General features: G+C 60.8%; 24 protein-coding genes. All 24 read left to right on the plus strand.

The features are described from left to right. Positions 1–115: 115 nt before the first annotated feature. The 24 genes from fliS to flhA all read left to right on the plus strand — a co-directional run bounded on the left by fliS (position 116) and on the right by flhA (position 23,116). Positions 116–511, plus strand: a complete 396-nt coding sequence (gene fliS / locus ACMGF8_RS13530; RefSeq protein ID WP_102864029.1) for a flagellar export chaperone FliS — start codon at positions 116–118, stop codon at positions 509–511. Between the two features lie 11 nt (positions 512–522). After that, positions 523–819 (plus strand): flagellar protein FliT, encoded by a 297-nt coding sequence (locus tag ACMGF8_RS13535; RefSeq protein WP_102864028.1) that lies wholly within the window; start codon positions 523–525, stop codon positions 817–819. Between the two features lie 170 nt (positions 820–989). Continuing rightward, complete coding sequence (locus tag ACMGF8_RS13540) at positions 990–2,465, plus strand: sigma-54 dependent transcriptional regulator (protein WP_011059970.1); 1,476 nt, start codon at positions 990–992, stop codon at positions 2,463–2,465. 129 nt (positions 2,466–2,594) lie between these two features. Further along, positions 2,595–3,788: a sensor histidine kinase gene (locus tag ACMGF8_RS13545; RefSeq protein WP_170001274.1), complete on the plus strand. Its 1,194-nt coding sequence runs from the start codon at positions 2,595–2,597 to the stop codon at positions 3,786–3,788. 5 nt (positions 3,789–3,793) lie between these two features. Continuing rightward, the gene (locus ACMGF8_RS13550) at positions 3,794–5,200 is read left to right on the plus strand and encodes a sigma-54-dependent transcriptional regulator (protein ID WP_102864026.1); all 1,407 of its coding nucleotides are present in this window, start codon (positions 3,794–3,796) and stop codon (positions 5,198–5,200) included. 129 nt (positions 5,201–5,329) lie between these two features. Continuing rightward, positions 5,330–5,656 carry a flagellar hook-basal body complex protein FliE gene (gene fliE / locus ACMGF8_RS13555; RefSeq protein ID WP_102864025.1) on the plus strand — a complete coding sequence of 109 codons (327 nt, stop codon included), beginning with the start codon at positions 5,330–5,332 and terminating at the stop codon, positions 5,654–5,656. A 15-nt stretch (positions 5,657–5,671) separates the two neighbouring features. Continuing rightward, complete coding sequence (gene fliF / locus ACMGF8_RS13560) at positions 5,672–7,459, plus strand: flagellar basal-body MS-ring/collar protein FliF (protein ID WP_102864024.1); 1,788 nt, start codon at positions 5,672–5,674, stop codon at positions 7,457–7,459. Continuing rightward, a complete protein-coding gene (gene fliG, locus ACMGF8_RS13565) occupies positions 7,452–8,471 on the plus strand; it encodes a flagellar motor switch protein FliG (protein WP_011059975.1) in 1,020 nt (339 codons plus the stop codon). Before fliF ends, fliG begins: the two co-directional genes overlap by 8 nt. A gap of 9 nt (positions 8,472–8,480) precedes the next feature. Further along, positions 8,481–9,317, plus strand: coding sequence for a flagellar assembly protein FliH (gene fliH / locus ACMGF8_RS13570; RefSeq protein WP_102864023.1), 837 nt, complete (start codon positions 8,481–8,483; stop codon positions 9,315–9,317). Then, a complete protein-coding gene (gene fliI / locus ACMGF8_RS13575) occupies positions 9,307–10,665 on the plus strand; it encodes a flagellar protein export ATPase FliI (RefSeq protein WP_102864022.1) in 1,359 nt (452 codons plus the stop codon). Before fliH ends, fliI begins: the two co-directional genes overlap by 11 nt. Before the next feature lie 6 nt (positions 10,666–10,671). Next, a complete protein-coding gene (fliJ, locus tag ACMGF8_RS13580) occupies positions 10,672–11,121 on the plus strand; it encodes a flagellar export protein FliJ (RefSeq protein ID WP_102864021.1) in 450 nt (149 codons plus the stop codon). 87 nt (positions 11,122–11,208) lie between these two features. Beyond that, positions 11,209–11,514: an STAS domain-containing protein gene (locus tag ACMGF8_RS13585; protein WP_011059979.1), complete on the plus strand. Its 306-nt coding sequence runs from the start codon at positions 11,209–11,211 to the stop codon at positions 11,512–11,514. 5 nt (positions 11,515–11,519) lie between these two features. Further along, complete coding sequence (locus tag ACMGF8_RS13590; RefSeq protein WP_207815745.1) at positions 11,520–13,226, plus strand: ATP-binding SpoIIE family protein phosphatase; 1,707 nt, start codon at positions 11,520–11,522, stop codon at positions 13,224–13,226. Positions 13,227–13,256: 30 nt separating this feature from the next. Then, positions 13,257–13,601 (plus strand): Hpt domain-containing protein, encoded by a 345-nt coding sequence (locus ACMGF8_RS13595; RefSeq protein ID WP_102864019.1) that lies wholly within the window; start codon positions 13,257–13,259, stop codon positions 13,599–13,601. Positions 13,602–13,699: 98 nt separating this feature from the next. After that, on the plus strand, positions 13,700–15,103 hold the full coding sequence (locus ACMGF8_RS13600) for a flagellar hook-length control protein FliK (RefSeq protein WP_416759918.1): 1,404 nt from the start codon (positions 13,700–13,702) through the stop codon (positions 15,101–15,103). A gap of 155 nt (positions 15,104–15,258) precedes the next feature. Beyond that, positions 15,259–15,759, plus strand: coding sequence for a flagellar basal body-associated protein FliL (gene fliL, locus ACMGF8_RS13605; RefSeq protein ID WP_102864017.1), 501 nt, complete (start codon positions 15,259–15,261; stop codon positions 15,757–15,759). Between the two features lie 9 nt (positions 15,760–15,768). After that, positions 15,769–16,737 (plus strand): flagellar motor switch protein FliM, encoded by a 969-nt coding sequence (gene fliM, locus ACMGF8_RS13610; RefSeq protein WP_011059984.1) that lies wholly within the window; start codon positions 15,769–15,771, stop codon positions 16,735–16,737. Between the two features lie 55 nt (positions 16,738–16,792). Then, positions 16,793–17,254, plus strand: coding sequence for a flagellar motor switch protein FliN (gene fliN / locus ACMGF8_RS13615; RefSeq protein WP_102864016.1), 462 nt, complete (start codon positions 16,793–16,795; stop codon positions 17,252–17,254). Beyond that, the gene (gene fliO / locus ACMGF8_RS13620) at positions 17,255–17,695 is read left to right on the plus strand and encodes a flagellar biosynthetic protein FliO (RefSeq protein ID WP_102878864.1); all 441 of its coding nucleotides are present in this window, start codon (positions 17,255–17,257) and stop codon (positions 17,693–17,695) included. Next, a complete protein-coding gene (gene fliP / locus ACMGF8_RS13625) occupies positions 17,695–18,444 on the plus strand; it encodes a flagellar type III secretion system pore protein FliP (RefSeq protein WP_102864014.1) in 750 nt (249 codons plus the stop codon). Before fliO ends, fliP begins: the two co-directional genes overlap by 1 nt. A 24-nt stretch (positions 18,445–18,468) precedes the next feature. Beyond that, positions 18,469–18,738, plus strand: a complete 270-nt coding sequence (gene fliQ / locus ACMGF8_RS13630; RefSeq protein WP_102864013.1) for a flagellar biosynthesis protein FliQ — start codon at positions 18,469–18,471, stop codon at positions 18,736–18,738. 4 nt (positions 18,739–18,742) lie between these two features. Then, complete coding sequence (fliR, locus tag ACMGF8_RS13635) at positions 18,743–19,525, plus strand: flagellar biosynthetic protein FliR (protein ID WP_102878865.1); 783 nt, start codon at positions 18,743–18,745, stop codon at positions 19,523–19,525. Between the two features lie 3 nt (positions 19,526–19,528). Continuing rightward, positions 19,529–20,704: a flagellar biosynthesis protein FlhB gene (flhB, locus tag ACMGF8_RS13640; protein WP_102864011.1), complete on the plus strand. Its 1,176-nt coding sequence runs from the start codon at positions 19,529–19,531 to the stop codon at positions 20,702–20,704. Positions 20,705–20,986: 282 nt separating this feature from the next. Further along, positions 20,987–23,116, plus strand: a complete 2,130-nt coding sequence (gene flhA / locus ACMGF8_RS13645; RefSeq protein ID WP_102864010.1) for a flagellar biosynthesis protein FlhA — start codon at positions 20,987–20,989, stop codon at positions 23,114–23,116. The last annotated feature ends 11 nt before the right edge of the window (positions 23,117–23,127 follow it).

Consider the following 23,127-nt stretch of genomic DNA (forward strand, 5'->3'; position numbering starts at 1 on the left):
CAAAAGCCCGGCAGCGTTTTTTCAGCGCTCCGGGCTTTTGCATTTGATCTAAAGTTTTTTGACGTTGCGTCGATACATTGCTTATACGAACCCTTGATTTTTGAAGAGGTATCACATGAATCCGATGTTAGCCCTTCGGCAGTACCAGAAGGTGGGTGCACAGGCACAGACCTCAGAAGCCAGTCCGCATCGTCTGGTACAGATGTTGATGGAAGGCGGTCTGGATCGTATTGCGCAGGCCAAGGGCGCGATGGAGCGCAAGGATATCGCCAACAAGGGCGTGTTCATCGGCAAGGCCATTGGCATCATCGGTGGCTTGCGTGAGGGGCTGGACCTGGAAAACTCCATGGATACCCTGGGGGATCTGGATGGTCTCTACACCTACATGATGAAGCGTCTGACTGAAGCCAATATCAAGACCGATCCGAAGATTCTCGATGAGGTCGCTGATCTGCTGCGTACGGTCAAGGAAGGCTGGGATGCCATCGCTGCACCGGGTCCGCAGTTCTAAGGAGGAACACCATGAGTGCTGTCCTGCAACGCATCGAAGAAACCCGCGAAGCCCTGGTTGGTGCCTTGGCTGAGCGCAACTGGCAAGCCATTGGCGAGTTGGATCTTGCCTGCCGTTCGTGCATGGAAGATGTGCTTGGTGAGGCTCAGGTTGACGAGGTCGCCTTGCGGGACAATCTGGAGGAGTTGCTGGGTGTTTACCGGCAGCTGCTTGAGGTGGCAACCGGTGAGCGTCAGGCAATAGTCGACGAGATGTCGCAGATCACCCAAGCACAGAACGCAGCAAAGGTTTACCATTTGTTCGGTTAATGTTGAGTTAATCCGAACGTTGCGCGCCATAAATTTGACTGTGCACGCATTTTTGACTTAACTAGTGGCTGTTTTCAGATTTCAGGCGTCTATAAGGCAGAAAATGCCTAAAGCGCGTCTAGCTTGTCCCTCATTCTGGGCATTGAGTTGACTAGGGAAGTTGCTATTGCATGTGGCGTGAAACCAAAATTCTGCTGATCGATGACGATAGCGTGCGCCGCCGCGACTTGGCGGTGATTTTAAATTTTCTCGGTGAAGAAAATTTACCCTGCGGTAGCCATGACTGGCAGCAGGCTGTCGGCTCTTTGTCGTCAAGTCGTGAAGTGATTTGCGTCCTCATCGGGACTGTAAATGCTCCTGGTGCGCTTTTGGGCCTGTTAAAGACACTCTCAACCTGGGATGAGTTCCTTCCGGTTTTGTTAATGGGCGAAAATTCTTCCATCGACTTGCCAGAAGACCAGCGTCGTCGAGTGCTTTCCACTCTGGAAATGCCTCCTAGCTACAGCAAGTTGCTTGACTCCCTGCACCGTGCCCAGGTCTATCGTGAAATGTACGATCAGGCCCGCGAGCGCGGTCGTCACCGCGAACCCAACCTGTTTCGCAGTCTGGTAGGCACCAGTCGTGCGATCCAGCACGTGCGGCAGATGATGCAGCAAGTGGCGGATACCGATGCCAGCGTGCTGATTCTTGGTGAGTCCGGGACCGGCAAGGAAGTGGTAGCTCGTAACCTGCACTACCACTCCAAGCGTCGTGACGCGCCATTCGTTCCGGTCAATTGCGGAGCCATTCCTGCAGAGTTGCTGGAAAGCGAGCTGTTCGGCCATGAGAAGGGCGCATTTACCGGGGCCATTACCAGTCGTGCAGGGCGCTTTGAACTGGCCAACGGTGGCACCCTGTTCCTCGACGAAATCGGTGATATGCCGCTGCCAATGCAGGTCAAGCTGCTGCGGGTGCTGCAGGAGCGTACCTTCGAGCGCGTAGGTAGCAACAAGACTCAGGGTGTCGATGTGCGAATCATCGCAGCCACCCATAAAAACCTTGAAAGCATGATTGAAGTGGGCAGTTTCCGTGAGGATCTGTACTACCGCCTCAACGTGTTCCCCATCGAGATGGCGCCGTTGCGTGAGCGAGTGGAAGACATTCCGCTGCTGATGAACGAGTTGATCTCGCGCATGGAGCATGAGAAACGCGGTTCGATCCGCTTCAACTCCGCGGCCATTATGTCCCTGTGCCGGCATGGCTGGCCGGGTAACGTCCGCGAACTGGCGAACCTGGTGGAACGCATGGCGATCATGCATCCGTACGGCGTGATCGGTGTGGTCGAGCTGCCCAAGAAGTTTCGCTACGTCGATGATGAAGACGAGCAGTTGGTGGACAGTCTGCGCAGTGACCTGGAAGAGCGCGTGGCCATCAATGGCCATGCGCCGGACTTTGCTGCCACCGCCATGCTGCCGCCGGAAGGCCTGGATCTGAAGGATTACCTCGGTAGCCTGGAGCAGGGTCTGATCCAGCAAGCGCTGGACGATGCCAATGGCATTGTGGCTCGAGCCGCAGAGCGCCTGCGCATTCGTCGCACCACCCTGGTGGAGAAGATGCGCAAGTACGGCATGAGTCGTCGTGAAGGTGATGAACAGGCGGATGATTGACGCCTGTTTTTCAAGTTGTTGAAAAAAAGGGCGGTTTTTTTTAGGCACGGGTATTGCTAAGTCTCTTGCAACGTTCCGTTTAACTGACGGTCAGCCACGCGAGAAAGCACGATGCCCCAAGCCGCCCAGATGTCTCCTGCCCCTGATACTTCGGGGCAATCGTCGTCCGTAGAGCAGGCAAGCCGGCTGGGTCTTGAGCAGGCCTTTGCCTTGTTCAACCAGATGTCGAGCCAACTTACTGACTCTTACAGCATGCTTGAGGCTCGGGTGACTGAGCTCAAGGGCGAGTTGGCTGTGGTCAGTGCCCAGCGGATGCAGGAGCTGGCGGAAAAAGAGCGTCTGGCCAACCGTCTGCAAAACCTTCTCGACCTGTTGCCCGGTGGCGTCATCGTCATTGATGGCCAGGGTATCGTCAGCGAGGCCAACCCGGCGGCGTGTGATTTGCTGGGGCTGCCGCTGGAAGGGCAGTTGTGGCGCAACATCATCGCCCGCAGTTTTGCTCCCCGCGAGGATGACGGTCATGAAATATCCCTGCGCGATGGCCGGCGCCTATCGATCGCTACCCGCTCACTGGATGCCGAACCCGGGCAACTGGTGCTGCTTAACGATTTGACTGAAACCCGTCATCTGCAGGATCAACTGGCCCGTCACGAGCGCCTGTCCTCGCTGGGCAAGATGGTCGCTTCTCTGGCGCATCAGATTCGCACGCCGCTCTCGGCGGCCCTGTTGTATGCCAGTCACCTCACCGAGCATGAACTGCCAGTGGCCACTCATCAGCGTTTCGCTGGGCGCCTCAAGGAGCGGCTGCACGAGCTGGAGCACCAGGTACGCGACATGCTGGTGTTCGCTCGTGGTGAGCTGCCTCTCACTGATCGCCTGACTCCCAAGTCGCTGCTGCAATCACTGCAGGCCGCGGCCCTGACCCATGTCCAGGATGTTGCCGTGCGCTGGCAGTGCGACAGTCATCAGGGAGAGTTGCTGTGCAATCGCGACACCCTGGTGGGTGCGTTGCTCAATCTGATCGAGAATGCCGTGCAGGCCAGTGCCGGCGCGGCGCGGCTCAAGGTGCACCTGTACAGTCGTGGTGACACCTTGCGGCTGTGCATCAGTGACAGTGGTAGTGGTATCGATGCGGCGGTCCTGGAGCGTCTGGGAGAGCCGTTTTTCACCACCAAGGCCAATGGGACCGGGCTTGGCCTGACGGTGGTCAAGGCGGTGGCTCGTGCGCATCAGGGAGAATTGTCGCTGCGTTCCCGTCCTGGGCGCGGTACTTGTGCGCTGGTGACATTGCCTCTGTTCTCCAGTGCTCATGGAGTGGAGTGAAGGTAATGGCAATCAAGGTTCTACTGGTTGAAGACGATCGCGCGTTGCGCGAGGCCCTGGCGGACACTCTGCTGCTGGCCGGTCATGACTACAAGGCGGTCGGCAGTGCGGAAGAGGCGCTGGAAGCGGTCGCCGTGGAGTCCTTCAGCCTGGTGGTCAGCGATGTGAACATGCCTGGCATGGATGGTCATCAGTTGTTGGGTCTGTTGCGTGCCCGCCAACCGCAGTTGCCGGTATTGCTGATGACTGCCCATGGCGCCGTCGAACGAGCCGTGGAGGCCATGCGTCAAGGCGCTGCCGATTATCTGGTCAAACCCTTTGAGCCTCGTGCCCTGCTGGAATTGGTGGCGCGCCATGCCCTGGGTTGCCTGGGGGCGGGCGAGGATGAGGGGCCTGTAGCCTTTGAGCCGGCCAGTGCGCAATTGCTGGAACTGGCCGCGCGCGTGGCCCGTAGTGATTCCACTGTGCTGATTTCCGGCGAGTCCGGCACGGGCAAGGAAGTGCTGGCACGTTACATCCACCAGCATTCCCATCGAAGTGCCCAGCCCTTTATCGCCATCAACTGTGCGGCGATTCCCGACAACATGCTCGAAGCCACCCTGTTCGGGCATGAGAAGGGTTCTTTCACGGGGGCTATCGCCGCGCAGCCCGGCAAGTTCGAGCAGGCCGACGGTGGCACTATTCTCCTGGACGAAATTTCCGAAATGCCCCTGGGGCTGCAGGCGAAGTTGCTGCGGGTGTTGCAGGAGCGTGAAGTGGAACGGGTGGGGGCGCGTAAACCTATCGCTCTGGATATCCGGGTAGTGGCCACCACGAACCGCGACTTGGCAGGAGAGGTGGCGGCCGGACGCTTCCGCGAGGATCTGTATTACCGTCTTTCGGTGTTTCCTCTGGCCTGGAGACCATTGCGCGAGCGTACCGCCGATATCTTGCCGCTGGCCGAGCGTCTGCTGGCCAAACACGTCAATAAAATGAAACATGCCGCCGCCAGGCTCTCGGCTGAGGCGCAAGCATGTCTGCTGGCCTATCCATGGCCGGGCAACGTCCGGGAGTTGGACAACGCTTTGCAGCGGGCATTGATCCTGCAGCAGGGCGGCCTGATCCAGCCGGAAGATTTCTGCCTGGCCGGGCCGGTGGCCTGTGCACCCCTGCCGGCTCTGGCTCCTGCCGGTCAGTCGGCGTTGCGCGGCGTGGTCGGCGAGGATGAGGGCGTGCCTCAGGAGTCGGGTGGCCTGGGGGATGATCTGCGGCGCCGGGAATTTCAGATGATCATCGATACCCTGCGTTCCGAGCGTGGGCGGCGCAAGGAGGCGGCGGAGCGTCTGGGGATCAGTCCGCGCACCCTGCGTTACAAATTGGCGCAGATGCGTGACGCCGGAATGGACGTCGAGGCCTATCTGTTTGCGACCTGATGACTGATATGCAAAGTCCTGGATGGGCTTTTGTTGAGTTGGGCCATGGAGCTGGCACCCTTGTTGCTAACACCTCACTAACCGCACGGTGAGCGTCAAAAAATTGCGGGTCGTCAGAGAGAGTAGACCATGAGCCAAGGTGTTGAATTTAATCGGTTGATGCTGGATATGCGGGCCATGCAAATGGACGCGATGTCGCAGCCTAAATCCGCCGCAGTGGCAGAGGTCAGCGGCAGCAGTTTCGCTGACATGCTTGGCCAGGCCGTGAACAAGGTCAACGATACCCAGAAGGCGTCCAATCAGTTGGCCAGTGCCTTCGAGATCGGCAAAAGCGGTGTGGACCTGACGGATGTGATGATTTCCTCGCAAAAGGCCAGCGTGTCTTTTCAAGCCTTGACCCAGGTTCGTAACAAGCTGGTTCAAGCGTATCAAGACATCATGCAGATGCCGGTTTAAGGACGAGATTGAGTCATGGCAGAAGCAGTCGCCGATAACGTACCGGCCAAGGCCACCCCGATAGACGGTAAACCGCCGCTGTTCGGTTTGTCCTTCCTGGAAAACCTGTCCCAGATGACCATGCTGCGTCAGGTTGGCCTGTTGGTAGGCCTGGCCGCCAGCGTGGCGATCGGCTTTGCCGTGGTGCTGTGGTCTCAGCAGCCCGATTACCGGCCGCTGTACGGCAGCCTGGCCGGGATGGACGCCAAGCAAGTCATGGACACCCTGGCTTCTGCCGACATTCCTTACACCGTCGAGCCCAACTCCGGTGCCTTGCTGGTCAAGGCCGATGACCTGTCTCGTGCCCGCCTTAAACTGGCTGCCGCCGGTGTGGCACCGGGTGACGGCAACGTCGGCTTCGAGATCCTTGATAAAGAGCAAGGCCTGGGCACCAGCCAGTTTATGGAAGCGACCCGTTATCGTCGCGGCCTGGAAGGTGAGCTGGCCCGCACAATCTCCAGTCTGAACAATGTCAAGGGCGCCCGGGTGCACCTGGCGATTCCCAAAAGCTCGGTGTTCGTGCGCGACGAGCGCAAGCCCAGTGCTTCGGTGCTGGTAGAACTGTATTCCGGCCGCTCCCTGGAGCCAGGCCAGGTCATGGCCATCGTTAACCTGGTGGCTACCAGCGTCCCCGAATTGAGCAAGTCCCAAGTCACAGTGGTCGACCAAAAGGGCAATCTGCTCTCCGATCAAGCGGAAAACTCCGCGCTGACCATGGCCGGCAAGCAGTTCGACTACAGTCGTCGCCTGGAGGGCATGCTGACCCAGCGGGTGCACAACATCCTGCAGCCAGTGCTGGGCAACGATCGTTACAAGGCTGAGGTCTCGGCGGATGTCGACTTCAGCGCCGTTGAATCCACTTCTGAACAGTTCAACCCGGACCAGCCGGCCTTGCGCAGCGAGCAGTCGGTCAACGAGCAGCGCTCCAGCAGCAATGGTCCGCAAGGCGTTCCGGGTGCTCTGAGCAACCAGCCGCCTTCGCCGGCTTCGGCGCCGCAAACCACCGGTGGTGCTACCGCCGCCGCAGGCATGGTGCAGCCAGGTCAGCCGCTGTTGGACGCCAACGGTCAGCAGATCATGGATCCGGCTACCGGCCAGCCGATGCTGGCACCGTACCCGTCGGACAAGCGTCAACAATCCACCAAGAACTTCGAGCTCGATCGTTCCATCAGCCACACCAAGCAGCAGCAGGGGCGTCTCAATCGCCTGTCGGTAGCGGTGGTGGTGGATGATCAGGTCAAGGTCAACCCGGCCAACGGCGAAACCAGTCGCGCTCCCTGGAGCGCCGATGAATTGGCGCGCTTCACTCGTCTGGTGCAGGACGCAGTGGGCTTCGATGCCAGCCGTGGCGACAGTGTCAGCGTAATCAACGTGCCGTTCTCCGCCGAGCGCGGGGAAGTGATCGCCGACATTCCGTTCTACTCGCAGCCGTGGTTCTGGGACATCGTCAAGCAAGTGCTGGGCGTGTTGTTCATCCTGGTGCTGGTGTTCGGCGTGCTGCGCCCGGTGCTCAACAACATCACTGGCGGCGGCAAGAACAAGGAACTGGCAGGGCTGGGCAGTGACGTCGAGCTGGGCGGCATGGGCGGCCTGGACGGCGAGCTGGCCAACGACCGCGTCAGCCTGGGCGGTCCGCAAAGCATTCTGCTGCCGAGCCCGAGCGAGGGTTATGACGCTCAGTTGAACGCAATCAAGAGTCTGGTGGCTGAAGACCCGGGTCGTGTGGCTCAGGTCGTGAAAGAGTGGATTAACGCAGATGAGTGATAACCGAGCCGCTACCGCCAAACTGACCCGGGTCGACAAAGCCGCGATTCTGCTGCTGTCCCTGGGTTCCACCGATGCCGCGCAAGTGCTGCGCCACATGGGGCCCAAAGAGGTTCAGCGTGTGGGTGTGGCCATGGCGCAAATGGGCAACGTGCACCGTGAGCAGGTCGAGCAGGTGATGAGCGAGTTCGTCGACATTGTCGGCGATCAAACCAGTCTCGGCGTCGGTTCCGATGACTACGTGCGCAAAATGCTCACCCAGGCCCTGGGCGAAGACAAGGCCAACGGCCTGATCGACCGTATCCTCCTGGGTGGCAACACCAGTGGCCTGGACAGCCTGAAGTGGATGGAGCCACGGGCCGTGGCCGACGTGATCCGTTACGAGCACCCGCAGATCCAGGCCATCGTGGTGGCTTACCTCGATCCGGATCAGGCCGGTGAAGTGCTGGGCAACTTCGACCACAAGGCGCGCCTGGACATCATTCTGCGGGTTTCCTCGCTCAATACTGTGCAGCCAGCGGCCCTGAAAGAGCTGAACCAGATTCTCGAGAAGCAATTCTCCGGCAACTCCAATGCGTCCCGTACCACCTTGGGTGGTATCAAGCGCGCAGCCGACATCATGAACTTCCTCGACAGCTCGATTGAAGGCCAGCTCATGGACTCGATCCGCGAAGTCGACGAAGACCTGTCTGGCCAGATCGAAGACCTGATGTTCGTGTTCAACAACCTGGCCGATGTCGATGACCGCGGTATCCAGGCCCTGTTGCGCGAAGTGTCTTCCGATGTCCTGGTTCTGGCCCTCAAGGGGTCGGACGAAGGGGTCAAGGAAAAGATCTTCAAGAACATGTCCAAGCGTGCGGCGGAGCTGCTGCGCGACGACCTGGAAGCCAAGGGCCCGGTTCGCGTCAGCGACGTGGAAACTGCGCAGAAGGAAATCCTCACTATTGCCCGCCGTATGGCCGAAGCCGGAGAGATTGTTCTCGGTGGGAAGGGCGGCGAAGAAATGATCTAAGGTCGCTTTATGTCGTCCAGCAGTGATGAGTCCCAAAGCGAACTGATTCGTGCCCGGGACGTCGAGGGTTTTGACGTCTGGGCACTGCCCAGTTTCGATCCCGAGCCGCCCGAGCCTGAGCCGGAGCCTGAAGAGGTGCCGGAAGAAATCGAGGAAGTGCCGCTGGAAGAAGTCCAGCCACTGACCCTGGAAGAGCTCGAGAGCATTCGCCAGGAAGCCTATAACGAAGGTTTCGCCACCGGCGAGAAGGAAGGCTTCCACAGCACCACGCTCAAGGTTCGCCAGGAGGCTGAAGTCGCTCTGGTCGCCAAGTTGCAGGCGCTCGAACAGTTGATGGTCAATTTGTTCGAGCCCATCGCCGAGCAAGATACGCAGATCGAACAAACCCTGGTGGATCTGGTCAAGCACGTCACCCGGCAGGTGATCCAGCGTGAGCTGGTAATGGATTCCAGTCAGATCGAACACGTCATGCGCGAGGCCCTCAAGCTATTGCCGCTGGGGGTTGGCAATGTACGTCTTTATGTCAATCCGCAGGACTTCGAGCAGGTCAAGAGCCTGCGCGAGCGGCACGAGGAAAGCTGGCGCATCGTCGAGGACGAGGCGCTGCTGCCCGGAGGTTGCCGAGTCGAGACCGAGCACAGCCGCATCGACGCCAGCATCGAAACCCGGATCACCCAGGCCTTGGATCAACTGTCCGATCAGTTGCATGAGCAGTCGCTGCACCCGGCGGCTGCGGACCTGAGCCTGGACCTCGGCCCAAGGACTCCGTCGGCGCCGGATGTCGACGCTGCAGAGTCCAGCGTTCCAGAGCAGGCCGAGCCTGCGGAACACCCCGATGCGCCTTGAACGCACCAGTTTCGGCAAGCGCCTGGAAGGTTACGCTGAGGCCGTCAAGCTACCAGGTCAGCCGATTCTTGAAGGCCGCCTGCTGCGCATGGTCGGCCTTACTCTTGAAGCCGAGGGCCTGCGCGCCGCCATGGGCACCCGTTGCCTGGTGATCAACGATGACAGCTATCACCCGGTTCAGGTCGAGGCGGAAGTCATGGGCTTTTCCGGGAGCAAGGTGTTCCTGATGCCGGTGGGCAGCGTGGCCGGGATCGCTCCTGGTGCTCGGGTTGTCCCTCTGGCTGATACCGGGCGCCTGCCCATGGGCATGGCCATGCTCGGGCGTGTGCTGGATGGCGCCGGACGCGCTCTGGATGGCAAGGGCGGCATGCGTGCCGAGGACTGGGTGCCGATGGACGGTCCTACCATCAACCCCCTCAAGCGCGACCCCATCAGCCAGCCGCTGGATGTGGGCATTCGCAGCATCAACGGTTTATTGACGGTAGGTCGCGGCCAGCGCCTCGGTCTGTTCGCCGGTACCGGCGTGGGCAAGAGTGTGCTGCTGGGCATGATGACTCGCTTCACCGAGGCCGACATCATCGTGGTCGGGCTGATCGGCGAGCGGGGGCGTGAGGTCAAGGAGTTCATCGAGCACATTCTCGGTGAAGAGGGGCTCAAGCGTTCAGTGGTGGTGGCTTCGCCAGCGGACGATGCGCCGTTGATGCGTTTGCGGGCGGCGATGTACTGCACGCGGATCGCCGAGTATTTTCGCGACAAGGGCAAGAACGTCCTGTTGCTGATGGATTCCCTGACCCGTTTCGCCCAAGCCCAGCGGGAGATCGCTCTGGCCATTGGCGAGCCGCCGGCCACCAAGGGTTACCCGCCTTCGGTGTTCGCCAAGCTGCCCAAGCTGGTGGAGCGGGCCGGTAATGCCGAGGCCGGTGGTGGCTCGATTACCGCGTTCTATACCGTGCTGTCCGAGGGTGACGATCAGCAGGACCCGATCGCCGACTCGGCTCGGGGCGTGCTCGACGGGCATATCGTGCTGTCCCGGCGCCTGGCCGAAGAAGGGCATTATCCCGCCATCGATATCGAGGCCTCCATCAGCCGGGTCATGCCGGCGGTGATCAGCCCCGACAACATGGCTCGGGCGCAATACTTCAAGCAGTTGTGGTCGCGTTATCAGCAGGCTCGGGACTTGATCAGCGTTGGCGCTTACGTCGCCGGTGGCGATCGCGATACCGACACCGCAATCTCCCTGCAGCCGGCGATGGTTGCCTACCTGCGCCAGGGCCTTAACGACAACGTCAGCCTGGGTCATAGCCAGACCCACCTGGAAATGCTTTTCGCTCCAGCGACGGGGGGCTAACCGGCCATGGCCGACAGCCGTGCGGCGCGTCTGGCGCCGGTGGTGGACATGGCGGAAAACGCCGAGCGTACCGCTGCCCAGCGTCTGGAGTACTTTCACGGCCAGGTGCGTGTGGCCCAGAGCAAGCTCGGGGACCTGGAGCGTTTTCGTGGCGACTACCAGGAGCAGTGGGTCGAGCGCGGCAAGCTCGGCGTCAGTGGTCACTGGTTGATGAACTACCAGTATTTTCTCAGTCAGCTGGATACCGCCGTGGCCCAGCAGCGGCAAAGCCTTGCCTGGCATCAAAACAACCTCGATCGCGCGCGCGAGGCCTGGCAGCAGGCTTATGCCCGGGTGGAAGGGCTGCGCAAACTGGTGCAGCGTTACATTGATGAGGCTCGAGCGCTTGAGGACAAGCGCGAACAGAAGCTGCTGGATGAACTTTCCCAGCGTCTGCCCCGTCAGAACCCTTATTGAGAGCGCTCATTTTTCGTCCGCAGGTTGTTCGCCGGGTCAGTGGGTGCTAAACCTTTTAAACGTCGTCAATGACAAGGAAGCAGTCACATGTCGGTCGTTACAGAAATATCCCCGGACGGACAAAAACTCACGATTTCCATCAGGGGGCGCTTCGATTTCGGGCGCCACCAGGAGTTTCGTGAATCCTATGAGCGCCTGAACCGGACGCCGGAGTCCATTGTGGTGGACCTCAAGGAAGCCACCTACCTCGACAGCTCGGCCCTGGGCATGCTGTTGCTGTTGCGTGATCACGCCGGTGGCGACAATGCCGATGTCCGGGTGATCAACAGCAACTCGGATGTGCGCAAGATCCTTGCCATCTCCAATTTCGACAAGCTTTTCGACATCAGTTGAGCGGTATGCGCTCGATGACCGAGCCCCTGTGTGTGCTGATCGCCGAAGATGGCGCGGCGGACCGCTTGCTGCTGTCTGGCATCATCCGGCGCCAGGGGCACCAGGTGCTGGCGGCCAGTAATGGGGCCGAGGCCCTGGCGTTGTTCGAGCAGCAGCGTCCGCACATAGTGCTGATGGACGCGATGATGCCGGTGATGGACGGCTTTGAGGCGGCGCGACGGATCAAGGCCCTGGCAGGCGAGACCCTGGTGCCGATCATCTTCCTCACCTCCCTGAGTGAAGGGGAGGCGCTGGCTCGCTGTCTGGAGGCAGGTGGCGACGACTTTCTGGCCAAGCCCTATAACCCGGTGATTCTGGGGGCCAAGATCAACGCCATGGACCGTTTGCGGCGCCTGCAGGAAACCGTGCTGGCGCAGCGGGACCAGATCACTCGTCACCACGATTACTTGCTCAACGAGCAACGGGTGGCCAAGGCGGTGTTCGACAAGGTCGCCCACTCCGGTTGCCTGGATGCGCCGAACATCCGCTACCTGCAGTCGCCTTACGCGCTGTTCAATGGCGATTTGCTGCTGGCGGCCTACACCCCGGCGGGTGACATGCATGTGCTGTTGGGGGACTTCACCGGTCATGGCTTGCCAGCGGCGGTGGGGGCCATGCCTCTGGCCGAGGTGTTTTATGGCATGACCGCCAAGGGTTACGGGCTGCCGGAAACCCTGCGGGAGATGAATGCCAAGCTCAAGCGCATCCTGCCGGTGGATATGTTCTGTTGTGCGACCCTGCTGTGCCTGAGTACCCAGCGACGGTCAGTGGAGGTGTGGAATGGCGGCATGCCCGAGGGGTATCTGTATCGTCATGCCGGCAGTGCGCGTACGCCCCTGGTGGCGCGACATCTGCCCCTCGGGGTGCTGAGTGCCGAGGCTTTCGAAGATCGTACTGAAGTGTTCCCCATGGCGCCGGGGGATCGGGTATTCCTGCTGTCCGATGGGGTGATCGACACCTGCAACACCGCCGATGAGTTGTTTGGTGTGGAGCGGTTGCACCGGGTGTTTGCCGCCAACCGCGAGCAGGAGCGACTGTTCGAGGAGATTCAGCAGGCCCTGGAGGACTTTGGTGGCAGTGCCCGGGACGATGTGAGCATGGTCGAAGTCGGCTTGCCAGAATTTCCCAGGCTGGCGCCGCCGGCCCCGGTGTACTCCGACAGCGGCCAGTCCTGTCCGCTGGATTGGTCGGTGAGCTTCGAGTTCCGCGCCGCTACCCTCAAGCGCTTCAATCCTTTGCCGTATCTGTTGCAGTTGTTGCTGGAGGTGCACGGCCTGCGCTCCCAGAGCGGGGCTCTGTACAGCGTGCTGGCCGAACTCTATTCCAATGCCTTGGAGCACGGTGTGCTCAAGCTCGACTCCCGGCTTAAACGGGATGCCGAGGGCTTCAGTCGCTATTACCGCGAGCGATCCGTGAGGCTGGCGGAGCTAGAGGATGGCTTTGTGCGGGTGCATTTGCAGGTGCAGCCTCTGGAGGCGGGAGGGCGCCTGATAGTGCGGGTCGAAGACAGTGGCGAGGGCTTCGATGTCGCGGCGATCCTGGCTCGGCCCAACGATACCGGGCGCTTGTCGGGGCGCGGTGTCAGCCTGATCCGACAGATGAGTCGCCAGGCGGAGTGGGCGGACGATGGGCGCAGTGTCTGCGTGGAGTTTTCCTGGGAGGCTCTGGCATAATCCTGGGGTTCTTGATCAAGGAGTGAACAAGTGGCTGAGATACATCTGGACCACACGGTGCTCAACGCATTGCAGGAGGTCATGGAGGATGAATACCCCGTCCTGCTGGACACTTTCGTCTGCGACTCCGAGGAACGAGTGCGGCTGTTGCGCAAGTCCGAGGATGCTCTGCAGCTAGTGGCGACCGCCCATAGTCTCAAGGGCAGTAGCAGCAATATGGGGGCGATCCGCCTGGCTGAGCTCTGTCATGAGCTTGAGGTGCGGGCCGGACAGTCGGCCGTTGATGGCATTCGCCAGCTGGTGGGGGAGATCGATGGCGAGTTCGCCATTGTCCGGCGCTTGTGCGAGCAGGAATTGCAGCGCTTCCACTGCTGAGAAACGACCTTTTGTCAGCGGGTTGATAAAGCTGGCTCGACCTTTGCAGTCAAGTCTCTGAACTGTACCTTTGATCCCCGTGCAGCGGAGACTGTCCCATGGCTGTTACCCCTAATTCGCTTCTTCAGGCCACAGCTCAGGCCAACGCTAAGTCCAAGACTCAAGCGGCCCCTGCCAGCCCTCTGGCAAGCGTTGCCGAGCCTGGGGACAAGGCGTCCAGCTTCGCGCAGCTCTATGCCAAGGAGTCTCAGAGCAAGCCGCAGAACAAGTCGCCGGCCCTCGCCGACAACTCGCCCAAGCCCGTACGGGACAAGAGCGTCGACAACAGTCCGAAGAAGGATGTTGCCAGCGATCAGTCTGCCGCGCCGCAGCCAGCGGTTGCCGATAGCGGCAAAACCTTGCCTGCCGATAAGCCGGTGAGCAGCGACAGCAAGCCCGCCACTGCCGCCAGTGATGACAACAAGCCGGCCGATACCACGCAGGCCGACGCCTCGGTGGATCCGGCGCCGGTGGACCCGAGTCTGTTGCCGACGATCCAGCCGCAACCTCAGGTCGCCGAAGTGCCGCCGCCGGTAGTGGCTGCGCAACCTCAGGTGGAAGTGCCCGTGGCGCCGCCCGCTGGAGTGGTGGCAGCGGTAGTGCCGGCGGTGGCGCCTGTGGCGGAGCCGCCCAAGGAGGCCTTCGATCCTGAGGCTGATCCGCTGGATGCCTTGCCAGCGCTGCGTCTGGCCATGGAGCAAGGCGGGCATGTATCGGCTTCCAGTCAGTCTCAGCCCAAGGCTGCACCCGCGAATGCCGATGCCGACGGTCAGTTGACGTCGGTGCAGAACTTCGCCAATGGCATGGCCGGCATGCTTGAGCAGCACACCAGCAAGAACAGTACCGAGCAGGGCGGCGAAAAGGCCTTCACTGGCCTGATTGCCGACGGCCTGAAAGACCTCAAGGGGGCTTCCAGCGATACCCGGGTGGATGATTTCGCCAATCGTCTGGCGGCCCTGACTCAGGCCGCGACGCCGAAGACCGCCAATGCGGTGCCGGTCAACCAGCCGCTGGCCATGCACCAGAGCGGTTGGACCGATGAAGTGGTCAATCGGGTGATGTACCTGTCCAGCGCCAACCTCAGGTCGGCGGACATTCAGTTGCAACCTGCGGAGCTGGGACGCCTTGATATTCGCGTACACATGATTCCTGATCAGCAGACCCAGGTGACCTTCATGAGTGCTCATGCCGGTGTCCGTGAAGCCCTGGAAGGGCAGATGCACCGTATGCGAGACATGTTCAACCAGCAGGGGTTGGGGCAGGTGGACGTCAACGTTTCCGACCAGTCTCGCGGCTGGCAAGGTCAGGAACAGGCGCAACAGGAGCAGAACCGCAGGAGTGGTTCCAGCACCAGTGGCACGCGCCTGGACGGTGGCGACGAAGAGTTGCCCCATGGCGTGGCTGAAGTGGCTGCCCCGGTGCAGACCGTGATTGGCACCAGCGCTGTGGACTATTACGCCTGATTGAGTGACAGAGGGGGCGTGGCCGAGAGAGCTCGCCATGCCCCTTGCTTCTCCTTCCCCGCTGCTTATCCCCCCATTTCGGACAAATCTGGCATAACACTTGCTCTTGCCTTGCCGTGCGACTGTGAACCCCCGAATAGTGACGGATTATTGGCATGGCGAAGAGCGAAGCAGCAGAAAAACCCACCGCAGGGAAAAGCAAACTCAAGCTTATCCTCTTGATTGTTCTGGCGTTGTTGCTGGCCATCGGCTTGTCGGTCGGCGCCACCTGGTACTTCATGCACAGTGCTCAGAGCAAGCCTGCGCCGGTTGCGGAAACCGCCAGCAACGTCAAGCCGGCAGCGATCTACGAGCCCATGGCCCCGGCCTTCGTCGTCAACTTCACGCAGAACGGTCGTCAGCGCTACATGCAGGTGAGCATTACCCTGCTGGCGCGCAACCAGGCCGACCTGGATGCGCTGAAAGTGCACATGCCGGTGATCCGCAACAACCTGGTGATGCTGTTCTCTGGACAGAGTTTCGACACCCTGGCGACTCCGGTTGGCCAGGAAATGCTCCGCCAGAAGGCCACTGCCAGCGTCCAGGAAGTGGCGCAGAAAGAGGTGGGCAAAGTAGTGGTCGAGCAGTTGCTCTTTACTAACTTCGTACTGCAGTAGGAACACGACATGGCCGTGCAGGACCTGCTGTCCCAGGATGAGATCGATGCGCTGCTCCATGGCGTCGATGACGGTCTGGTACAGACCGAACACGCTGCCGAACCCGGCAGTGTCAAAAGCTACGACCTGACCAGTCAGGATCGCATCGTCCGCGGACGCATGCCGACCCTGGAAATGATCAACGAGCGTTTCGCCCGCTATACAAGGATCAGCATGTTCAACATGCTGCGTCGTTCCGCCGATGTGGCGGTAGGTGGCGTGCAGGTCATGAAGTTTGGTGAGTACGTGCACTCGCTGTATGTGCCCACCAGCCTCAACCTGGTGAAGATCAAGCCGCTGCGTGGCACGGCGCTGTTCATTCTCGACGCCAAGCTGGTGTTCAAGCTGGTGGACAACTTCTTCGGCGGCGACGGCCGCCACGCGAAGATCGAAGGGCGTGAATTCACGCCTACCGAGCTGCGGGTGGTGCGCATGGTGCTGGAGCAGGCCTTCGTCGATCTGAAGGAAGCCTGGCAGGCGATCATGCCGGTCAACTTCGAGTACATAAACTCGGAAGTGAACCCGGCCATGGCCAACATCGTCGGCCCCAGCGAAGCCATCGTGGTGTCGACCTTCCACATCGAACTCGATGGCGGTGGCGGCGACCTGCACGTGACCATGCCGTACTCGATGATCGAGCCGATCCGCGAAATGCTCGACGCCGGCTTCCAGTCTGACCTGGATGACCAGGACGAGCGCTGGAGCAAGGCCCTGCGCGAGGACGTGCTGGATGTGGCAGTGCCGCTGAGCGCCACCGTGGCCCGTCGTCAGTTGCGCCTGCGGGACATCCTGCACATGCAGCCGGGCGATGTGATCCCGGTGGAACTGCCGGAAGACATGATCATGCGTGCCAACGGCGTACCGTCGTTCAAGGTCAAGCTGGGTTCCCACAAGGGCAACCTGGCGCTGCAAGTGATCGAGCCGATCGAGCGCCGTTGAGCGGCGCTCCAACCTGTTTGCTGTTCAATGAATTTTTGCCCGTCGAGGACCCAAGATGGCTGACGAAATTAACTCCCAGGACGACCAGGCACTGGCCGATGAATGGGCTGCTGCACTGGAAGAAACCGGTGATGCCGGCCAGGCCGATATCGACGCCTTGCTGGCCGCCGATGCAGGCGCCGCATCCGGCTCCGGGCGTTTGCAGATGGAAGAGTTCGGCAGCATGCCCAAGAGCCATGAGCCGGTCACGCTAGACGGTCCCAACCTGGACGTGATTCTCGATATCCCGGTATCGATCTCCATGGAAGTGGGCAGCACCGACATCAACATCCGCAACCTGCTGCAGCTCAACCAGGGGTCGGTGATCGAGCTTGACCGCCTGGCCGGCGAGCCGCTGGATGTGCTGGTCAACGGCACCCTGATCGCCCATGGCGAGGTGGTGGTGGTCAACGAGAAGTTCGGTATTCGCCTGACTGACGTGATCAGCCCCAGCGAACGCATCAAGAAGCTGCGCTAAGTGAACAAGCTGCTTGGCGTGGTCGTGCTCGGTTTGCCCCTGGGCGCCCTGGCTGCAGAGTCGGCGGCGACAGCTGCGGCTGCAGCCCCGGCAGTGGGCAGTGTCAGTGGGCAGTTGACCCAGCTGGTGCTGGGCCTGCTGCTGGTGATCGGGCTGATTTTCTTCCTCGCCTGGCTGCTGCGCCGGGTGCAGCAGGCCGGTCCCGCCGGGAAGGGGCAGGTGATCGAGTTGATCGGCTCCCGGGCCCTGGGGCCGCGCGATCGCCTGGTGCTGGTGCAAGTGGGCAGCGAGCAGATTCTGCTGGGCCTGACCCCGGGCACCATCACCCCGCTGCATGTACTCAAAGAACCGGTGCAGGTGCCCAGTGCCGAGCAGGCGACGCCCGAGTTTGCCCAGCGCCTGATGGAGCTGTTGGGCAAGGATCATAAGGATAAGAAGTAATGCCGTTGCGCATCATCTTGACGTTGGCACTGATGCTGGTGGCGCCGCTGGCGCTGGCGGCCGACCCGTTGTCGATCCCGGCGATTACCCTGGGCACCAATGCCGACGGTCAGCAGGAATACTCGGTCAGCCTGCAGATCCTGCTGATCATGACCGCGCTGAGTTTCATCCCGGCGTTCGTCATGCTGATGACCAGCTTCACCCGGATCATCATCGTTTTCTCGATCCTGCGTCAGGCCCTGGGTCTGCAGCAGACGCCGTCCAACCAGATCCTCACCGGCATGGCGCTGTTCCTCACCATGTTCATCATGGCTCCGGTGTTCGACCGGGTGAACCAGGATGCCTTGCAGCCTTACCTGGCGGAAAAACTCACGTCCCAGGAGGCGGTGGCCAAGGCCCAGGTGCCGATCAAGGACTTTATGCTGGCGCAGACTCGCAGCAGTGACCTGGAGTTGTTCATGCGCCTGTCCAAGCGCACCGACATTGCCAGCCCCGACCAGGCACCGCTGACCATCCTGGTGCCGGCGTTCGTCACCTCGGAGCTCAAGACAGCCTTCCAGATCGGCTTCATGATCTTTATCCCGTTCCTGATCATCGACCTGGTGGTGGCCAGTGTGCTGATGGCCATGGGCATGATGATGCTGTCGCCGCTGATCATTTCCTTGCCGTTCAAGATCATGCTGTTTGTCCTGGTGGATGGCTGGGCCCTGATCATCGGCACCTTGGCGGGCAGTTTCGGCGGTGTTTAAAACCTTGTTTGCGGGTGCTCGACAATGACTCCTGAAGTCGCGGTAGACCTGTTTCGCGAAGCCCTCTGGCTGACCACCCTGATGGTGGCAGTGCTGGTGGTGCCCAGCCTGTTGGTGGGCTTGATGGTGGCCATGTTCCAGGCGGCCACCCAGATCAACGAACAGACCCTGAGCTTTCTGCCGCGCTTGCTGGTGATGCTGGTGACCCTGATTGTCGCCGGTCCCTGGCTGGTGCAAACCTTCATGGAATACATCCGTCAGTTGTACGGCAGTATTCCTCAGCTGATCGGCTGAGCCGATGTCCCTGTTGGCGCTGACCGACACTCAGATCAGTACCTGGGTGGCGAGCTTCATGCTGCCGCTGTTCCGGGTCACTTCGCTGCTGATGGTGATGCCGATATTCGGTACCACTCTGGTACCGCGTCGCGTGCGTTTGTATTTCGCCCTGGCGATTACCGTGGTCATAGTCCCCGGCCTGCCGCCCATGCCCGAAGTGCGTGCCTTGGATCTCAGCGGCCTGCTGCTGATTGCCGAGCAGATTCTGATCGGTGCGGTGCTGGGGTTTTCCCTGCAGCTGTTCTTCCAGTCCTTTGTGATCGCCGGGCAGATCGTGGCGATCCAGATGGGCATGGGCTTCGCTTCCATGGTCGACCCTACCAACGGCGTCTCGGTGGCGGTGATCGGGCAGTTTTTCACCATGCTGGTGACCCTGCTGTTCCTGGCCATGAACGGCCATCTGGTGGTCTTTGAAGTCCTTACCGAAAGCTTCACCACCCTGCCAGTGGGCGGTGGCCTGATGGTCAACCACTACTGGGAGCTGGCGGGCAAGCTCGGTTGGGTCATGGGGGCTGCGCTGTTGCTGGTACTGCCGGCGATCACCGCGCTGCTGGTGGTCAACATCGCCTTTGGCGTGATGACCCGAGCCGCCCCGCAATTGAATATCTTCTCCATCGGCTTTCCCCTGACGCTGGTGCTCGGCATGGGCATTGTCTGGGTCAGCCTGGCTGACATTCTCAATCAGTATCAACCGCTGGCCTCCGAGGCCCTGCAGTTTTTACGCGAACTGGCAAAGGCGCGTTGAGCCATGGCAGAAAGCGAGAGCGGTCAGGACAAGACAGAAGACCCCACGGAGAAACGCAAGAAGGACTCCCGGGAAAAGGGTGAGATTGCCCGTTCCAAGGAGCTCAATACCCTGGCCGTCATGTTGGCAGGGGCGGGCGGTCTGCTGGTGTATGGCGGTGGTCTGGCCCAGGACCTGCTGGAAATCATGCGTCTGAATTTCTCCTTGCCCCGGGAGGTGCTGCTCAGCCCGGGAGCCATGGGGCAGTACCTGCTGCACTCGGGCAAGATCGCCATCCTGGCGGTGCAGCCGGTGCTGCTGACCTTGCTGCTGGCGGCCATCATCGGGCCGATTTCCCTCGGGGGCTGGTTGTTCGCGGGCAAGAGTCTGGCGCCCAAGTTCAGTCGAATGAATCCGGCGAGTGGTCTTAAGCGGATGTTTTCCACCAATGCGTTGATCGAGCTGCTCAAGGCCCTGGCCAAATTCGGCCTGGTGCTGTTCGTGGCGCTTTCGGTGCTGTCGGCGGACATTGATGATCTGCTGCGCATTGCCCACGAACCGCTTGAGCTGGCGATCATCCACAGCGTCCAGGTGGTGGGCTGGAGCACGTTGTGGATGGCGTGCGGGCTGATCCTGATCGCGGCGGTGGATGTGCCGGTGCAGATTTACCAGGCCCATAAGAAGTTGTTGATGACCAAGCAGGAGGTGCGTGACGAGCACAAGGACCAGGAAGGTCGTCCTGAGGTCAAGCAGCGGATTCGCCAGACCCAGCGCGAGATGTCTCAGCGGCGGATGATGGCGGCAATCCCCGAGGCTGACGTGGTGATCACCAACCCGACTCACTACGCCGTTGCCCTCAAGTATGACGCCGAGAAGGGTGGGGCTCCGGTGTTGCTGGCCAAGGGCAGCGATTTCTTGGCCCTGAAAATCCGCGAGATTGCCGTGGCCCATGAAGTGATGCTGCTGGAGTCGCCGGCTTTGGCGCGTTCCATCTATTACTCCACTGAGCTTGAAGAAGAAATCCCTGCGGGCCTGTACCTGGCGGTGGCCCAGGTCCTGGCCTACGTCTATCAGATCCGCCAGCACCGCGCGGGCAAGGGCAAGCGTCCGGACCCGCTCAAGGACTTGCCGATTCCGGCAGATCTGCGGCGCGACACTGGCGGCAAGCAATCCTCGGGCGGCCCCATCGAGCCCCTGTAGCTGTAGGTATGCAGGGCCTGGCTTGCCAGCGAGTGCGTCCTGCTTTCGTCAGAAAAATGGCTAATTGCCATTATTTCGCCTTGTAACCTTGTTTCTTGCAGCTGACCCAGGGCGCTTCGCTAGTCGGCAATGGTGGTCCCGCGATCTTGTTCGCCGGTAGCCCGGTTCTTCCTGGTCAAGGGTGGGATTGCGCCGCTTTGGCAAAGTTGGAAGGCTTCTTGCAGTAGCAGCCCCGAGCCGCTTCAGGCGTCAAAAGTTTGCTTTACGGAACGGGGTAAATCGGTGGATCGCTCTCAGTTAATCAACACGGCTCGCAGTAACCTGGTTGACCTCGGTCGAGGCAACCTGGGTGTACCTGTGCTGCTGTTGGTCATGCTGGCCATGATGATGCTGCCAGTACCGGCGTTCCTGCTGGATGTGTTCTTCACCTTCAACATCGCCCTGTCGATCGTAGTCCTGCTGGTCTGTGTGTACGCCCTGCGACCACTGGATTTCGCGGTGTTCCCCACCATTCTGCTGGTAGCCACCTTGTTGCGGTTGGCACTCAACGTGGCCTCGACCCGGGTGGTGATGCTCCACGGTCAGGAAGGCCATGCCGCCGCCGGTAAGGTGATCCAGGCCTTCGGTGAGGTGGTGATCGGCGGTAACTATGTCGTGGGTATCGTGGTCTTCGCGATCCTCATGATCATCAACTTCGTGGTGGTGACCAAGGGTGCCGGACGGATTTCCGAGGTGAGCGCGCGCTTCACCCTGGATGCCATGCCCGGCAAACAGATGGCCATCGACGCCGACCTCAACGCCGGCCTGATCGATCAGAATCAGGCCAAGCTGCGCCGTCTGGAAGTGGCCCAGGAGGCCGAGTTCTACGGCTCCATGGACGGTGCCAGCAAGTTCGTTCGCGGCGACGCCATCGCCGGCCTGCTGATCCTCTTCATCAACCTGATCGGCGGCATGGCGGTCGGTATCTTCCAGCACAACATGACCTTTGCCGACGCCGGCAAGGTCTATGCCTTGCTGACCATCGGTGACGGTTTGGTGGCGCAGTTGCCATCGCTGCTGCTGTCCACCGCGGCCGCCATCATGGTGACTCGTGCTTCGGGCTCCGAAGATATGGGCAAGCAGATCAACCGGCAGATGTTCGCTTCGCCCAAGGCGCTGGCAGTGGCTGCGGGCCTGATGGCGGTGATGGGGCTGGTGCCGGGCATGCCGCACTTCTCCTTCCTCAGTCTGGCGGCAGTGGCCGGTGGTGCGGCTTATCTGCTCTGGAGAAAGCAGAACCTGGTCAAGGTCAAGGCTCAGGAAGAAGTCCAGCGTCAGCAAGACTTGCTGCCTTCTCCGGCTCGGGCCATGGAGACCAAGGAGCTGGGTTGGGACGATGTGACTCCGATCGACATGATCGGCCTGGAAGTTGGCTACCGCCTGATTCCTTTGGTGGATCGCAACCAGGGCGGGCAACTGCTGGCGCGGATCAAGGGTGTGCGCAAGAAGCTGTCCCAGGACCTGGGCTTCCTTATGCCTACTGTGCATATCCGTGACAACCTGGACCTGGCCCCCAGTGCCTATCGCCTGACCCTGATGGGGGTGATCCTGGCGGAGGCCGAGATCTATCCGGATCGCGAACTGGCGATCAACCCCGGGCAGGTCTACGGCACCCTCAACGGTATCTCGGCCCGTGACCCGGCCTTTGGCCTGGAGGCGGTGTGGATCGAAATCAGCCAGCGGCCTCAGGCGCAGTCCCTGGGCTACACCGTGGTGGACGCCAGTACCGTGGTCGCCACCCACTTGAACCAGATTCTGTACAAGCACTCCAGCGAGCTGATTGGTCACGAGGAGGTGCAGCAGCTGCTGCAAGTGCTGGCCAAGAGTTCGCCGAAGCTGGCGGAGGAGTTGGTGCCGGGTGTGCTGTCGTTGTCGCAGTTGCTCAAGGTGTTGCAGGCGCTGCTGGCCGAACAGGTGCCGGTACGGGACATCCGCAGCATTGCCGAGGCGATCGCCAACAATGCCGCCAAGAGTCAAGATACTGCCGCTTTGGTTGCCGCGGTTCGGGTCGGCTTGTCTCGCGCCATCGTCCAAAGCATTGTAGGTACTGAGTCTGAGCTGCCTGTGATTACCTTGGAGCCAAGGTTGGAACAAATTTTGCTCAGCAGTTTGCAGAAGGCAGGACAAGGCCAGGAAGAAGGCGTTCTGCTGGAGCCAAGCATGGCTGAAAAGCTGCAACGTTCGCTGATCGAAGCGGCGCAGCGTCAAGAGATGCAAGGTCAACCGGTGATTCTGTTGGTAGCGGGTCCGGTCCGCGCCATGCTCTCGCGGTTCGGGCGTCTCGCCGTTCCCGGGTTGCATGTGCTGGCGTACCAGGAAATTCCCGACAACAAGCAAGTGACCATCGTTGCGACAGTAGGGCCCAACGGCTGAGGTAGTGGGTT

The sequence above is a fragment of the Pseudomonas sp. BNK-7 genome (assembly GCF_048072025.1).
In the GTDB taxonomy this organism is placed as follows: domain Bacteria; phylum Pseudomonadota; class Gammaproteobacteria; order Pseudomonadales; family Pseudomonadaceae; genus Aquipseudomonas; species Aquipseudomonas danubii.

What these genes read in the sequence shown, in the direction of transcription:
- ACMGF8_RS13535 (WP_102864028.1), top strand. Translation starts at nt 523, where the DNA reads ATGAGTGCTGTCCTGCAACGCATCGAAGAAACCCGCGAAGCCCTGGTT.
- fliS (WP_102864029.1), top strand. Translation starts at nt 116, where the DNA reads ATGAATCCGATGTTAGCCCTTCGGCAGTACCAGAAGGTGGGTGCACAG.
- fliF (WP_102864024.1), top strand. Translation starts at nt 5,672, where the DNA reads ATGGCAGAAGCAGTCGCCGATAACGTACCGGCCAAGGCCACCCCGATA.
- fliL (WP_102864017.1), top strand. Translation starts at nt 15,259, where the DNA reads ATGGCGAAGAGCGAAGCAGCAGAAAAACCCACCGCAGGGAAAAGCAAA.
- fliG (WP_011059975.1), top strand. Translation starts at nt 7,452, where the DNA reads ATGAGTGATAACCGAGCCGCTACCGCCAAACTGACCCGGGTCGACAAA.
- ACMGF8_RS13590 (WP_207815745.1), top strand. Translation starts at nt 11,520, where the DNA reads ATGCGCTCGATGACCGAGCCCCTGTGTGTGCTGATCGCCGAAGATGGC.
- fliN (WP_102864016.1), top strand. Translation starts at nt 16,793, where the DNA reads ATGGCTGACGAAATTAACTCCCAGGACGACCAGGCACTGGCCGATGAA.
- fliR (WP_102878865.1), top strand. Translation starts at nt 18,743, where the DNA reads ATGTCCCTGTTGGCGCTGACCGACACTCAGATCAGTACCTGGGTGGCG.
- ACMGF8_RS13550 (WP_102864026.1), top strand. Translation starts at nt 3,794, where the DNA reads ATGGCAATCAAGGTTCTACTGGTTGAAGACGATCGCGCGTTGCGCGAG.
- flhB (WP_102864011.1), top strand. Translation starts at nt 19,529, where the DNA reads ATGGCAGAAAGCGAGAGCGGTCAGGACAAGACAGAAGACCCCACGGAG.
- ACMGF8_RS13545 (WP_170001274.1), top strand. Translation starts at nt 2,595, where the DNA reads ATGTCTCCTGCCCCTGATACTTCGGGGCAATCGTCGTCCGTAGAGCAG.
- fliP (WP_102864014.1), top strand. Translation starts at nt 17,695, where the DNA reads ATGCCGTTGCGCATCATCTTGACGTTGGCACTGATGCTGGTGGCGCCG.
- fliI (WP_102864022.1), top strand. Translation starts at nt 9,307, where the DNA reads ATGCGCCTTGAACGCACCAGTTTCGGCAAGCGCCTGGAAGGTTACGCT.
- ACMGF8_RS13600 (WP_416759918.1), top strand. Translation starts at nt 13,700, where the DNA reads ATGGCTGTTACCCCTAATTCGCTTCTTCAGGCCACAGCTCAGGCCAAC.
- fliE (WP_102864025.1), top strand. Translation starts at nt 5,330, where the DNA reads ATGAGCCAAGGTGTTGAATTTAATCGGTTGATGCTGGATATGCGGGCC.
- fliH (WP_102864023.1), top strand. Translation starts at nt 8,481, where the DNA reads ATGTCGTCCAGCAGTGATGAGTCCCAAAGCGAACTGATTCGTGCCCGG.
- ACMGF8_RS13585 (WP_011059979.1), top strand. Translation starts at nt 11,209, where the DNA reads ATGTCGGTCGTTACAGAAATATCCCCGGACGGACAAAAACTCACGATT.
- fliQ (WP_102864013.1), top strand. Translation starts at nt 18,469, where the DNA reads ATGACTCCTGAAGTCGCGGTAGACCTGTTTCGCGAAGCCCTCTGGCTG.
- ACMGF8_RS13540 (WP_011059970.1), top strand. Translation starts at nt 990, where the DNA reads ATGTGGCGTGAAACCAAAATTCTGCTGATCGATGACGATAGCGTGCGC.
- fliM (WP_011059984.1), top strand. Translation starts at nt 15,769, where the DNA reads ATGGCCGTGCAGGACCTGCTGTCCCAGGATGAGATCGATGCGCTGCTC.
- fliJ (WP_102864021.1), top strand. Translation starts at nt 10,672, where the DNA reads ATGGCCGACAGCCGTGCGGCGCGTCTGGCGCCGGTGGTGGACATGGCG.